A 14,734-nucleotide genomic window follows, 5' to 3' on the forward strand; every position below is an offset into this window, starting at 1 on the left:
TCTACTCTTTACTTTCAAAATGGGTGGCTGATAACCAAGCTAAACTAAAATCAGCCACCAGCAAGATAAATAAAACCGAAAACCGTGACTTAACCACTATATAATTACTGAAAATATCACAATCCCCATTACCTCCTCTTGCATATCTAAACCCTAACAGGTTAATGTTTCAGTACTCTCTTTCTATAACCAGAACATGAGCCTATAAAACGCTATATATAGCGTCAGGTAACATGACAATCGGATAACAAGATGCCTCAAGCAATAGAACAGAAATTAGCAGCAATACGCGCACATATGGATGTAGCAAATTTAGACGCCTTTATCGTTCCTCGTGCAGATGAGTACCTTGGCGAATACGTGCCAGCACATAATGAACGTCTATTGTGGTGCAGTAACTTTACTGGTTCTGCTGGTACCGTGATTATTTTAAAAGATCGCGCCGCTATATTTACCGATGGTCGTTATACCATTCAAGTAAAACAACAAGTCAACGGCGATTGCTTTGAGTTTTATCACCTTAATGAAGAACCACACGTGGCTTGGTTAAGTGCACAATTACCTGCAAATGCCAATGTTGGTTATGACGCTAAAGTACATAACTTGAATTGGCACAATGCCAGTGAAAAAACCTTAGCAGCAAAACAGATTAACTTAGTTGCTGTTGACCAAAACCCAGTTGATTTAAGTTGGGCAGATAGACCGACTCCGACTGAGAACCTCGGTTTATTACTTGATGAAAAATACACTGGGCAATCAAGCCTCGAAAAACGTCAACAAATTGGTGCCGATATCGCCGAACAAGGTGCGGACGCTGTACTGATTAGTGCATTAGACTCAATTGCTTGGTTATTAAATATTCGCGGTAATGACATCCATTGTTTCTGCGTCATTCTTGGCAGTGCCATATTACGTAAAGACGGTTCAATGTCGTTCTTTACTAACCCTGCAAAAATTCCAGTTGGTTTCCACGAACATGTCGGTGCAGGCGTTGAAATTATCGAAGAAGCACAAGCTACGGCAACTTATCAAGCATTGGGTGAACAGCAACTCACTGTATTAGCCGATCCAGAAGCATCAAATGCGTTTAGCCAGTTAACAGCACAACGTGCGGGCGCGACCTTAATTGCTGGTGATGACCCTGTAGCGTTACCAAGAGCCTGTAAGAATACAGTCGAATTGTCAGGTATGCGCGCATCACATATCCGTGACGGCGCGTCAGAAGTTCGATTCCTTAACTGGTTACAACAAGAAGTCGCTGCGGGTAATTTGCATGATGAAGGCTTTCTTTCTGATAAATTAACCACTTTCCGCGCATCGAACGAACTGTATGTCGAATTAAGTTTTGATACTATTTCTGCCACTGGCGGTAACGCTGCAATGTGCCATTACAACCATAATAATGGTGTACCAGCACAACTGCCAATGGATAGTATTTACCTGTTTGATTCAGGTGCGCAGTACCTTGATGGTACAACGGATATTACCCGTACTGTGGCGATTGGTACACCAAGTGCAGAGCATAAAAAAATGTTCACCTTAGTATTAAAAGGCCATATTGCCCTAGCCAACATGAAGTTCCCTGCAGGCACGAACGGCGGCCAATTAGATTCACTCGCGCGTCAATTCTTATGGCAACAAGGTTATGACTACGACCACGGTACTGGCCATGGTGTAGGTTGTTTCCTTAACGTGCATGAAGGTCCGCATCGCATTGGTAAAAACTCAAACGGTGTCGCGTTGCTACCAGGCATGGTGGTATCGAATGAACCGGGTTATTACAAACAAGATGAATACGGTATTCGTTGTGAGAACTTGATTTATGTTGTCGAGAAAGGCAATGGTCATGACGGTAAAACGTTTTATGAATTTGAAACATTAACCTTGGTTCCTTTTGATTTGCACCTCATAGATCAACAACTACTCTCACAAGATGAAGTAAACTGGATCAATGCGTATCACGTCCAAGTACATGACGCATTATCACCATTGCTAAGCGGTTCTGATTTACAATGGTTATCTCAAGCTACACACGCTATTTAATTATTTTTATAAACCAACCTGAGTGATTAGGTTGGTTCTGTCTTTAAAGGAGTTGGCATGACCCAACCACAAATCGCTATTTTTAACGAACAAAGCCAAAGCTACCATCATTTAGAATACACTTTTAAAGAAGATGTTTACTTAGCGGATATTCAGCAAGCACTGCAAGCGGCATTAACGAAACAGACTGACGATATCCATATCGTGATTGCGTTTGGCCGTAGCACCACAAATACATTACTGCCTGATCTGGAATTGCCGTTATTTAACGATTTTACCGAGATCGCAAGCTCACACGGTAAAAAAGCCTTAGCCTCTCAAGGTGATGTGATGTTTTGGATCCACAGTGACAATGCTAGCCATACATTAGAACAAGCATTTCATATTCAAAAAGCGCTGACTAAAATCGCCGACACGCAACTTGATATCTCAGGTTTTCAATACCACAAAAATCGTGACTTAATTGGTTTTGTCGATGGCACCGCGAATCCAAAAGAAGACGCGCGTCAATTAGCATCCTTGATCCCAGCAGGACAATCTGGCGCGGGTGGCAGCTTTGTGTTATCGCAAAAATGGGTACATGACCTAAGCAGCTTCAATGCGATGCCAGTAACAGAACAAGAAGCTGTTGTGGGCAGAACAAAAGAAGACGACGTAGAATTATCAGGCGATGCCATGCCAGCTAATTCACATGTCAGCCGCACCGATGTATCGGGCATGAAAATCTATCGCCGCAGCTCGCCATATGGTAACGCATCCGAACACGGACTATACTTTTTAGCATTCGCATGTGATCAATTACGCTTTACCACTCAATTACAACGTATGTACGGAATACCAGACGGCGTCACCGATAGATTAATTGATTATTCAGATGCGGTAACTGGATCATACTGGTTTGCCCCTTCTCAAACAGAGTTAGATACATTAATGAATTAAAATGAGTTAATTTACATTCAACTGGGAGCGATGATTATGTCGAACGTTATTTTATATATAGCGACAAGTTTAGACGGTTATATAGCCAAAGCAGACCATGACATATCATGGCTCTCACATGTCGATGTAAAAGATGAAGATTACGGTTATCAAACGTTCTTAGAAAGCGTGAGTGCCGTCATCATGGGCAATACTTCATTCAAAATTATCAAGGACTTCGGAGATTGGCCTTATGCCACGAAACAATGCTTCGTCGCTTCACATTCGCCCGATATTATCCCTAACGATAACGTTACTTTTATTACCGACCCAGCCAATACAATAAAGCAATTAAAAGCCACAAACGAAGGTAATATTTGGTTACTCGGTGGTGCAAATTTAGCGGATTCCTTATTACGCTTGGATCTTATTGATGAATTAATTATATCGACCATTCCCATTTTACTCGGTAATGGTATTCGCTTGTTTAACGCACCACAACCTGCCCTTGATGTCACCGTTTTATCATCACAATGTTACCCGTCAGGCTTGGTGCAAACGCACTACAAAATAATCAAAAACAATTCTCACTAGCTTCATGCAGGCTGATGCCGATAATGTGATATAAACGGCATCAACTAATTTAAGCCATCACCAATACCCCACGAAATAAGCGCTAACGATGGTTTTCTTACATTGCCCGTTTATCTGCTGTTAAAATTAAAGTAATATTATGTTATTAATCGTTTTATTATAGAGCGAATATTCTTTTCATGATCCAATGCCAGTATAAGAGTCTTTACCCATGTCTAAATGGTTAACAGTTGGTGTGAGTATTATCTCTGCCGCCGCAGTCGGTTATTTCAATTTTATCTATCAGCCACAAAGCGATCTCAATAGTGTGCAATTACCACTGCAACAAGACTGCCGAGTAAATGAACAAGCATGCCAAGTGCAACTCACACCAGAACAAACAATTACCCTTTCGATCACGCCATTTAATGCCAAACCGATGACACCATTATCCGTTAACTTAAACGGTACTAAGATTGAGCATGCCAGCGTAACAATTAATGGGGTAAACATGACAATGCCCGGTTTTCCGACCACACTCGATACTGTCGATGAAAATACATATCAAGCCGAAACAGCACTCGCGATATGCATATTGGGTGAGATGCTTTGGCAAGCAGATCTCACTATCACGGTTGCCGGACAACCTTATTTAGTACCTTTTCAGTTTACGACTACGACTCATTAATTCAGGATGAACAAATGCAAAAATCAATAATAACGACCCTTATCGCTAGCGCTATTTTTTCTACCGCACCTACATTTGCAGCAGAAAAAACCAATATGATGATCATGGATTCTTGGGTTCGAGCAGCACCACCATCAGCAAAAGTACAAGCAGCTTTTTTCACCGTAATGAATCACACCAATCAGCCGATTGTTATCACGGACGTTGAAGCACAAGGCTTTGGTCGTAGTGAACTGCATTTATCAGGTAAAAAAGATGGCATGATGACAATGCAAAAGCAGCAACAAGTCACTATTCCCGCGAATACTATTTTTCAATTTAAGCCGGGCAGTTACCATGTCATGCTACTAGAACCAAGTAAGATTGCTGCGCCAGGCGAGCTTGTTAATGTTTCATTTACACTATTAAGCGGTGAAAAAATCAGTGCTAAAATGCCGGTGAAACGTGATAACAGTAAAGCGAAAATGGACCACAGCAGCATGGAACACGGTAATATGGACCACTCGAATATGAAACATAACTAGTTTCGATAAGGGATCTAAAATGAAAAAATCTAAGGCTATTATCGCTGCGGGTGTTATCGGCCTTAGTGCACTCGGCGCTATTGTTGCCAATAATATTCAGCAGCCAAGTCTACCGACATTCATCACCGCATATGCACAGCCGCAACAAGTCACCTTGCCAACGTTCGCGCTCGGTGATAAACAAAAATTTACCAATGCACAGTTAAAAGATAAATGGTCATTAGTATTTTTTGGCTATGCCAGCTGCCCTGATGTTTGCCCGACAGAACTATACAATCTTAACAATGTAGCGGGAATGATGGCTGATGCGGGTGAAGTCATGCCACAAGTGGTGTTTATTTCAGTTGATCCACAACGTGATAGCAATGAGATGCTGACAACCTACGCCCATTTTTATAACGATGATTTTATCGGTGTAACTGGCGAAAGTAGTGAGATAGACAAGTTAGTCGCGAGCTTTGGGGTTATTTATCAAAAAACATTTTTAGCCAATAACGGGAAATATGTCTCAGTGCCTTATACCGCACCAATACCGGAAGAACAGCGTGAAAGCTATTTAATTAACCACTCTTCTCGGCTCTACCTAGTCAACCCACAAGGCCAATATGTGGCGGCATTTGCACCGCCCCACAGCGCTAAAAAAATAGCTGAAGATCTGTTGCGACTATAAATTAAGGCGGCTTAAAGCGATAAGTTAAGAGCTAATTTAAGAAATTGGCAGTTGCGTCGTATTCTTTAACCCTTCCATCGCAAAGGAAGAAGTCACATCGGTTAAGCCATCGACGCAATTCACTAGCCGTTTATAAAAAACATCAAACGCTGCCATGTCCTTTACCAACACCTTCATCATGTAATCGTACTCACCCGCCATACGGTAAAACTCGATCACTTCAGCAAAGTCATTCACGCTAACAACAAATTTCTTAAACCAAACATCACTGTGATTTTGAGTTTTGATATTAACAAAAGCCGTCAATGCGAGACCGAGCTTTTGCTCATTCAATAACGCCACACGACGTAAAATATAACCACTGTCCTCTAAACGTTTTAACCGCTTCCAGCAAGGTGATACTGTTAAGCTAACTTTGTCGGCAAGATCAGCAATTGACAGAGATGCATCACGCTGTAACAAATCTAAAATCAATTTATCTTTCGAATCTAACATAGTACAGTAATTCCTTTGTTTAAGAATCCAATTGCCAACATTCTAATCTCAACAATAGTGCTTGGGAAATAGTTTAAAGTATTGTTGTGAATATTGTGATTAATAGAGTTGTGAATACAGTTATTACTACCTAGCTCTCACTCTAAAAGCCATTAGATGGTAAATTATCCATGTTACGTTATTGTGTGCCCGGAGGTGTAATAATGTTAACGACACGAAAATTTTTAATTGGCTTTTACCTTATCAGTTTGATTATTGTATCAAGCTGGGTTTGGCGATCGGGTTACGCCAAGTTAGTCAGCCAAAGTAATCAACAATTAGATATTTTTGCGACTCATCTACAAAGCCAATTACAACGCTTTGATGCTATTCCTAAATTACTATTCGATCAAAAACAGGTCGTCGCGAGTTTGCAAGATCCCGACAACAGCCAACTGCAACAAAAAACCAATCGTTATTTAAAACACGTTAACAATACTATCGGTGCGTCAGACACTTACCTTATCGATATAAATGGCACCACCATCGCCGCGAATAACTGGCGTGACAAGCAAACCTTCATTGGTAAAAACTTTGCATTTCGCCCTTACTTTCAACAAGCCGTTAGCGGACAACAAGGCCGCTACTTTGCATTAGGCACCACATCAGGACAAAGAGGTTATTACTTTTCTTCCCCGGTGATCAACGCCGGTAACATTATTGGCGTTGTCGTGGTGAAAATGGATCTATCGAAAATAGAAAAAGAGTGGACAGGTAAACAAGCTCACTTCATGGTGACAGATGATGACAATGTTATTTTTATTTCCAATACTCAGTCATGGTTACTTCATAGCTTAACACCTCTGAGTGCAGAAAAGTTACAAAGAATAGACCGTAGCCGCCGCTATGGTAATAAGACAATTGCCGCGCTAAACTTTACTGGTCAGCTCGAAGATAATCCGGCCTTATTACAGCTAACGACAAGTAAACCATTTGCGACTAATTACCTGTCGATGAGTAAACATATGCCAACAGCAGGCTGGACAGTACGTGTATTTACCCCCCTAACCACTATTTTTATCGATATCGCCATTGGCCTAGTATTGCTGTCTCTGGTTTTTTGGTTACTCAATTTACGCTTAAAGCTATCGATGCATAAACATCAACGAGCAAAAGACAAAGAACAGCTTCGTATTAAAACCAAATACAAACTTAAACAAGAAGTAAAACGACGCACCGCTGATCTGAATAATGAAATCATTGAACGCCAAAAAATGGAACAAACCCTACGTGATACACAAAAAGAATTAATTCAAACCGCAAAACTCGCGGTATTGGGTCAGCTATCGGCCAGTATTAGTCATGAGTTAAATAATCCACTAGCAGCAATACGCAGTTATGCAGATAACGCCTTGGTATTCTTACAACGTGAACAATATCAATCTACCGATGATAACTTGCAACGTATTATTCATTTAACCGAACGCATGGCAAAAATAAGCTCGCAGCTAAAGTTTTTTGCTCGTAAATCCAGTGGTGAATTACACCCAGTGCCATTACTCAATGTGATTCATATGGCTATCGAGCTAGTCAAACCGCAATTAAAAAGTAATCAAGTGGCGATCACCCTGGATGATGCCAATATTGAAGTGCTGGTTAATGTCGACCAAGTGCAACTAGAACAAGTGCTGGTGAACTTACTATCCAATGCGATGCAAGCTGTCGAAGAATCTAGTAACAAACATATTCATGTGTCTTTATGTCGCGTTCAACAGCAGGTAATAGTTCAAGTTGATGACTCTGGCCCTGGGATCAGCAAAGATAATTTGTCTCAACTGTTTGACCCATTCTTCACAACTAAAGAAACAGGTTTAGGGCTAGGTTTATCTATTTCGCACAAAATAATGCGTAATATGCAGGGTAATATTATCGCGGAAAATAGGCCTAATGCTGGCGCAAGGTTCAGCCTTAGCTTACCGTTGACTATGGTACCTACAGCGACCACTTCTGCTACAACTATCCCTGCAACAGCCATTCCAGTAACGACAACACAGGCGACAATATACCCGCAAGCGCCAGTTTAAAATAATATCGAAGCAATGCTTACTGTAATACGAGAGCATACTAAAATCATAGGATAAATGAATGAGTCAGGTTTTTTTTATTGATGACGAAGAAGATTTACGGTTCGCTAATCAGCAAACTTTAGAGCTTGCTGGGATCAGCGTAACGTGTTTTGCCGATGCCGAATCCGCATTGACTCAGCTCGCCGTCGAAATGCCGCTCGTGGTGATCACAGATATCCGCTTACCCGGTTTATCTGGTCATCAATTACTACTAAAACTAATGCAACAAGACCCTAGCCTACCTGTTATTTTAATCACTGGTCATGGTGATATTTCTCTCGCGGTACAAGCGATGCGCGATGGCGCTTATGATTTTATTGAAAAACCATTTGCCTCAGTCAGACTCACCGAGTCAGTCAAGCGTGCTATCGAAAAGCGCTTGTTAACCGAAGAAAACAAAACCTTAAAAAAAGCGCTACAGGCCAAAGAAACACTCGGGCCACGGATCATTGGCACGACCAAAGCCATTGTTGAATTACGAGAGATGATCAGTCATATTGCAGATACCCCTGCTGATATTTTATTGTTCGGTGAAACAGGGACAGGCAAAGAACTCGTTGCGCGTTCCTTACATGAACAAAGTAGCCGTCGGACACATAACTTTGTCGCCATCAACTGCGGCGCAGTGCCGGAAAACTTAATTGAAAGTGAGTTATTTGGTCATGAAAAAGGGGCATTTTCAGGTGCATCGGAACGACGTATTGGTAAATTTGAATTCGCTCAAGGGGGGACTTTATTCCTTGATGAAATCGAATCAATGCCCATGCAAGCGCAGATTAAACTGCTGCGTATTTTGCAAGAAAGAACACTCGAGCGTGTCGGCTCTAATAAAGAAATACCATTAGATATTCGTATTATTGCCGCCACTAAAATCGATTTAACCCAAGCTGCTCTCGAAGGGAAATTTCGCCAAGATCTTTATTATCGTCTCAATATCGTCACCCTCAACTTACCGCCCCTGCGCCAACGCTTCGATGATATTCAAAGCCTGTTCCACCACTTCTTATTAGTCTCTGCCGCACGGTATTGTAAAGCAGTGCCAGCCTTACCTCTTCAGGATGTACAGACATTGCTTGCCCATGACTGGCCAGGCAATGTCCGTGAATTAAGAAACGCAGCTGAACGTTATATATTACTGGGGAAACTGACCGGCCTTAGCTCAGCCAATGACGCACAAGCAAGCCTGACACAAAATTTATCAGAGCAAGTGGAAGCGTTCGAAAAGATCCTTATTGAACAAGCGCTAACAAGTTGTAATGGCAGCATTAAAGACACTATGCATCAGCTCAATCTGGCGCGTAAAACCTTGTATGACAAAATGCAAAAACATCAAATAGACAAACAGGCCTTTAAAGATCTGCCGCTGAAATAACGTTTATTGAAATCAATTTAACAACTAAAAATGGTCAGCGTATGCTGACCATTTTTATTTTACATTACTTTTTTGATACTATTTTAGACCTTACTCGCTAATGAATAATCAATTCAGGTCCCATCATCAAGGTTGGCAACCAAGTTGACACCCAAGGCACATACGTCACTATCATCAAGAACACTAGCATCAACGCAACCCACGGCATCACCGCTTTCACCACTTGTAGCATCGACATATGCGCAACGCCTGAGGTAACGAATAGATTCAAGCCAACTGGCGGCGTGATCATACCAATCTCCATGTTCACCACCATGATGATACCAAGGTGGATAGGATCGATCCCCAATTCTAACGCAATCGGAAATACTAACGGTGCGACAATAATCAACAACCCTGATGGTTCCATAAACTGGCCACCAATCAACAGCAGTACATTAACCACAATCAAGAATGCAATAGGCCCCAAGCCTGCACTTAACATGGCTTCAGTGATCATCTGCGGAATGCGCTCTTCCGTTAACACATGCTTTAAAATTAAGGCATTGGCAACAATGAACAGCAACATGATGGTCATTTTACCGGCGTCAAATAAGCTTTTCTTGGTATCCGGATGGCATAACACATGAAACGATTTAACAATGACAGATTGAGTACTTTTTTTATCTGCAAAAGGCCCCATATCTTTATACACAAAGTTAGCAATCACAAACGCATATACAGCCGCGACAGCCGCCGCTTCCGTCGGCGTAAAGATACCGCCATAAATACCACCAAGAATAATGACAATTAACATCAATCCCCATGACGCATCTCTAGCAGAACGGAACACTTCACTCCAGCCAACAAACGGTTGAGCAGGCAATTTTTTTACTTTCGCGGTAATTAAAATAGCAATGATCAGCATCAGTCCCGCTAATGTGCCAGGCACAACACCAGCCAAGAACATACGACCAACAGAGACATCCGTTGCTGCCGCATAGACGACCATGACAATCGAAGGCGGAATTAAGATACCCAAGGTACCCGCATTACAAATAACCCCAGCAGCGAACTCTTTGCTGTAACCATTCTTAACCATACCAGCAATCACTAAACTACCAATAGCGACAACCGTTGCAGGTGATGAACCAGACAGTGCAGCGAACATCATACACGCCACCACAGACGCAATTGCTAAACCGCCAGGGAACCAACCCACGATAGCAACAGCGAAACGTATGATACGCTGAGCAACACCTCCAGTAGACATAAAGGTCGAAGCCAAAATAAAAAATGGGATCGCCAATAAGGTGTAATGCCCAGCGAATGCGTTAAATAATGTTTGCGCAACAGAGGCTAAACTCGCATCTGAACTAACCAGTAAAAACAAAATACTCGATAAACCAAGTGCTACCGCAATCGGCACACCGAACATCATAAAACCGATGATCATCAATAACAATATACCTAAAACCATAACTTAATCCTTGTTATCTTCTTGATCCAATACCGCTAACGCTTCTTCAGCTTCGTGACTTGCGATCACACGGTCTATTTTGTTAGTAAGCACTTGCAATAACAACTGTGCAAACCTGAATGTCAGTAGTGCTGTGCCTAGCGGTAAAGAAAAATAAGGGATAAAACGCGGTAATTTTTCATAGCGCTCCCCCTCATTAAGCCAATCAGCCAAAAACTGTAAAAACTCGGGCATTGGAATATCATCCGTTTCATACCAAGCTTGTTCGGTAATAAACGGATACCAATAATTCCACGAGCCAATCAACAACAGAATTGAAAAAAGTAAACACGCACTAACGGCAATAACAGCATAAACCTTACGTAATTTCACCGAGGCCATGTTAATTAAGATATCAACACCGATATGGGAATGTTTTTTTACCCCGTACGACGCGCCCACCAATACTAACCAAGCAAACAAAAATACGGTTAGTTCTAACGCCCATAAAATATTGCCATTAAACAAATACCGAAACACCACATTGGCAAAGGTCAGTAAGGTCATTACACCTAATGACATCGCAATATTTAACTCTTCGACACTGTCGGATATACGCCCCAAGCGCGCCCATAATCCATTATTCATATTGGTTCCCTTCAATTCGCTTAACGCGGCATAAGTAACTTATGCCGCTTGGTATTATGATTTATTCGACGCTAATGCTTTCTGGATCAAGTCACTACCAATATCTTTTTCAAATTTAGACCAAACAGGCTGTAGTTTATCCACCCAAGCTTGGCGCTGATCAGGTGTTAACGTACGCACGATGCCACCAGCAGCGATAATGTTAGCTTTGTTTTCGTTATTGATACGTGATGATTCAGCGTTACGTGTCGCAGTCACTTCAACAATGATTTGACGTAGTTGGACTTTTACATCATTCGGTAATTTAGCCCACCAGCGATTTGATGTAACAAGGAGGTAATCAAGAATACCGTGGTTAGTTTCAGTGACACCGTCTTGTACTTCGAAGAATTTTTTACCGTAAGTATTCGACCAAGTATTTTCTTGACCATCAATAACCTTGGTTTGTAGACCGCCGTAAACTTCTTTAAACGACATTTTTTGTGGGTTAGCACCAAGTTGCTCAAACTGTGCAACGAGTACGTCAGATGCTTGCACACGGAATTTCAAACCTTGTGCATCTTCAGGATAAATAAGCGGGCGGTTAGCAGACATTTGCTTCATGCCGTTATGCCAAAATGCCAAACCTTGTAAACCACGACGACGCATTGAATTTTTTAATTTGTCACCCGATTCAGAATTTTGGAATCGATCCACAGCGGCGACATCATCAAACAAGAAGGGTAAATCAAAGATACGGAATTTCTTGGTAATTTTTTCGAACTTAGATAAAGAAGGCGCAGCTAGGTGCACATCACCATTTAATAACGCTTCCAGCACTTTATTATCATCATAAAGTGTTGAGTTCGGAAAAACTTGCATACAAGCTTTACCATTCATTTCTTTATTGACTCGTTCTTCCAGTAATGATGCTGCAATACCTTTGGGGTGTTTACTGGTATTCGTCACATGACTAAATTTAATCACGATCTCACCGGGATCACAGGCTCCAGATGATGCTTGCGCACTAAACGTAGTCATGCTCGCCAGTACCATCGATATTGCCGTCGCGTATTTAAACATAAGAATCTCCATATAATTATAACGTTGTTAATCAACATGATTTCAATTAACAGTGTGATAACCATATAGCAACCATTAAGCCACAATTTAAGATTCAAATAAAAACGATTAATAACAAAAGCTTAATAAAATATTAAATAAAGGTAATCGGCATAAATGGGTGGCTAACCACCCATTTAAAAAGCATATTGGGCTGAATTCCGCCATTATTCAGGTACGTTTGTAATGAGGATAAACAGGACAACCCTGTAAATTATTTATTCTCCAAAAAGGTCTATAATAAAACTAAAAACCAAGAAATAAAGGGGTATTAAACCACTATTTTCCATAAAATATAAAGTATGTGAAATATATTATTTAACAAAGCCGTTTTTAATCGGCAATAGGAAACCATATACCCCAGCAAAAGACATAGAATTATCATATTAAATATCCCAGCACTTATATAGAGATCGCCTTATGAATAAAAAACTCGTCGCCACATTATTATTTGCCTCTGTATGTTTGATCTGGGGCACAACCTGGATGGCCATGGAAATTGCTGTGCATTCTATTCCACCAATCACGGCAACAGGTTTACGCTTTGCATTGGCTGCACCATTATTAATTTTAGCGGCACGCTGGCTTAACATTCCACTGATGTTCCCTAAGGGTAAAAAAATCGAATTTGCATTAATCAGTGTGTTTTATTTTGCCGCCCCCTTCACCTTAATGATTTTCGGTGAGCAATATATTTCATCAGGTTTGGCTTCTATTATTTTTGCCACTATGCCTGTTGTCGTACTCGCATTCGCCGTATTAGTACATCGTCAAAAAGTGCATATGCACCAAATAGCAGGTCTTGCTATTGCATTGTTCAGCTTAATCACAATTATCAGTAATGAGATGGGTGTAAGCGCAAACGGTAGCCTTATCGGTGTTGGTGCCTTGGTGTTAGCGGTATTCATGCATGCAACTATCTATACCAGTGTGCAAACTCGTTGTCAGGGTATTCATGTATTAACGTATAACGCTCTACCTTGTCTTGTTGCTTCAGTACTGTTACTTGTTATCGGTGCATTTGTAGAACAACCTGACTTCGCTACATTCACATTAACGTCTTGGTTATCGGTTATTTACCTTGGTGCTATCGCAGGTATTGGCGGCATCATGGCTTACTTCCAGTTGAATAAAGTTGCAAGCCCGTTCCAAGCATCTATCTGTTTCTTGGTATTCCCAGTGATTGCTCTTGGCTTAGACAGTGTGGTTAACGGCAGAACGATTAGTCACGAATCACTGTTCATGATGGTCTTGCTAACAGCTGGCGTTTTACTGTGTAAATTACCACTTGAATTAATCACTAAACGTTTCGCAAGAACAGCGATAAACGTAGAAAAATAAGCATAACGATATCCGCTTAATAAAATCGAATAACCATTTATTAATCCAGTTTATATCAATGTAAATAGAGAGAAAGCTAAAATGAAAAAAGTAATATTATCAATCATGACAGGCTCTGCAATGATGATTGCGCCACTCGCTAGCGCGAACAATGATTTTACTTATGTTTCAACAGGCTTACAGTTTGGTAAAGCAGATGAGGCACTTGTTAAAGAGCAAAACGTAGACAGTTCAGTCGGCGCTTTCTTTGATGCCTCTTGGAATTTTTATGATCATGTTTTCGCAAGTTACAGTATCAGTTATAATTCTTATGATGGTCAATCGTGGTCAAGAAGTTGGACTTCAGGAACTAATTCAGGCTCTGAATCAGGACAAGATTACTTTTCTACCACAAGACAATATTATTCATTAGGCTATTTCATTCCAATGAATAAATTTACACCTTATGTCTCACTAGGTTATGTTGATTACAAATTATCGGGTTCTATATATAGCCAGTCTTCACAATTGGCACCAGGTACCATTGATGACTATAGCGATACAGTTGGCGGTGCCGCAGGTGAAGTGGGTACATACATACAAATAACAGAAAATTATAAAATGAAATTCTCATATAACTATGCATCGTTAGAAGATAACGGGGCTAAAGTTGATATCAGTGAATTTTATTTTGGTAATGATTATGCGTTTGCTGATAACTGGTCTGCGGTAGCCAATGTCAGTTACCGTGATATCGGTACTCTCAACACGAATGAGCTCTCGACTCAAGTCGGTGTTAAATATAGTTTCTAAGCCATCAATTGTTTAAAGCACTCTAT

At 40.9% G+C, this 14,734-nt stretch carries 14 protein-coding genes; 10 read left to right on the forward strand and 4 right to left on the reverse strand.

Features of this window, described 5'->3' with window-relative positions:
- The first annotated feature begins 252 nt into the window (after positions 1-252).
- The 6 genes from FR932_RS16450 (at position 253) to FR932_RS16475 (ending at position 5,416) form a co-directional block, all read left to right on the forward strand.
- On the forward strand, positions 253-2,043 hold the full coding sequence (locus FR932_RS16450; RefSeq protein ID WP_019442508.1) for an aminopeptidase P family protein: 1,791 nt from the start codon (positions 253-255) through the stop codon (positions 2,041-2,043).
- Between the two features lie 57 nt (positions 2,044-2,100).
- The gene (locus FR932_RS16455) at positions 2,101-2,982 is read left to right on the forward strand and encodes a Dyp-type peroxidase (RefSeq protein WP_019442509.1); all 882 of its coding nucleotides are present in this window, start codon (positions 2,101-2,103) and stop codon (positions 2,980-2,982) included.
- Between the two features lie 36 nt (positions 2,983-3,018).
- On the forward strand, positions 3,019-3,555 hold the full coding sequence (locus FR932_RS16460; RefSeq protein WP_019442510.1) for a dihydrofolate reductase family protein: 537 nt from the start codon (positions 3,019-3,021) through the stop codon (positions 3,553-3,555).
- A gap of 211 nt (positions 3,556-3,766) precedes the next feature.
- A complete protein-coding gene (locus tag FR932_RS16465; RefSeq protein ID WP_019442511.1) occupies positions 3,767-4,222 on the forward strand; it encodes a hypothetical protein in 456 nt (151 codons plus the stop codon).
- 14 nt (positions 4,223-4,236) lie between these two features.
- Positions 4,237-4,746, forward strand: a complete 510-nt coding sequence (locus tag FR932_RS16470) for a copper chaperone PCu(A)C (protein ID WP_019442512.1) — start codon at positions 4,237-4,239, stop codon at positions 4,744-4,746.
- A 19-nt stretch (positions 4,747-4,765) separates the two neighbouring features.
- Positions 4,766-5,416 carry an SCO family protein gene (locus tag FR932_RS16475; RefSeq protein WP_019442513.1) on the forward strand — a complete coding sequence of 217 codons (651 nt, stop codon included), beginning with the start codon at positions 4,766-4,768 and terminating at the stop codon, positions 5,414-5,416.
- Between the two features lie 36 nt (positions 5,417-5,452).
- Here the strand turns inward: FR932_RS16475 and FR932_RS16480 are convergent, their stop codons facing one another.
- A complete protein-coding gene (locus FR932_RS16480) occupies positions 5,453-5,911 on the reverse strand; it encodes an Lrp/AsnC family transcriptional regulator (RefSeq protein ID WP_019442514.1) in 459 nt (152 codons plus the stop codon).
- A 203-nt stretch (positions 5,912-6,114) separates the two neighbouring features.
- Between FR932_RS16480 and FR932_RS16485 the strand changes: the two genes are divergently transcribed.
- Positions 6,115-7,974, forward strand: coding sequence for a sensor histidine kinase (locus tag FR932_RS16485; protein WP_019442515.1), 1,860 nt, complete (start codon positions 6,115-6,117; stop codon positions 7,972-7,974).
- A 61-nt stretch (positions 7,975-8,035) separates the two neighbouring features.
- Complete coding sequence (locus FR932_RS16490) at positions 8,036-9,388, forward strand: sigma-54-dependent transcriptional regulator (RefSeq protein ID WP_019442516.1); 1,353 nt, start codon at positions 8,036-8,038, stop codon at positions 9,386-9,388.
- A gap of 97 nt (positions 9,389-9,485) precedes the next feature.
- On the opposite strand, the gene FR932_RS16495 is transcribed toward FR932_RS16490, so the two are convergent.
- From FR932_RS16495 to FR932_RS16505, 3 genes are read right to left on the reverse strand one after another with little or no spacing between them, the layout of a single operon-like run.
- Complete coding sequence (locus tag FR932_RS16495) at positions 9,486-10,847, reverse strand: TRAP transporter large permease (protein WP_019442517.1); 1,362 nt, start codon at positions 10,845-10,847, stop codon at positions 9,486-9,488.
- Positions 10,848-10,850: 3 nt separating this feature from the next.
- Positions 10,851-11,474 carry a TRAP transporter small permease gene (locus FR932_RS16500; RefSeq protein ID WP_019442518.1) on the reverse strand — a complete coding sequence of 208 codons (624 nt, stop codon included), beginning with the start codon at positions 11,472-11,474 and terminating at the stop codon, positions 10,851-10,853.
- 54 nt (positions 11,475-11,528) lie between these two features.
- A complete protein-coding gene (locus FR932_RS16505; RefSeq protein WP_019442519.1) occupies positions 11,529-12,536 on the reverse strand; it encodes a TRAP transporter substrate-binding protein in 1,008 nt (335 codons plus the stop codon).
- A 459-nt stretch (positions 12,537-12,995) separates the two neighbouring features.
- Between FR932_RS16505 and FR932_RS16510 the strand changes: the two genes are divergently transcribed.
- On the forward strand, positions 12,996-13,916 hold the full coding sequence (locus FR932_RS16510) for a DMT family transporter (protein ID WP_019442520.1): 921 nt from the start codon (positions 12,996-12,998) through the stop codon (positions 13,914-13,916).
- Between the two features lie 81 nt (positions 13,917-13,997).
- Complete coding sequence (locus FR932_RS16515) at positions 13,998-14,708, forward strand: outer membrane beta-barrel protein (protein ID WP_019442521.1); 711 nt, start codon at positions 13,998-14,000, stop codon at positions 14,706-14,708.
- Positions 14,709-14,734: the final 26 nt, after the last annotated feature.

It is taken from the genome of Moritella marina ATCC 15381 (genome assembly GCF_008931805.1).
GTDB classification, from domain to species: Bacteria; Pseudomonadota; Gammaproteobacteria; order Enterobacterales; family Moritellaceae; genus Moritella; species Moritella marina.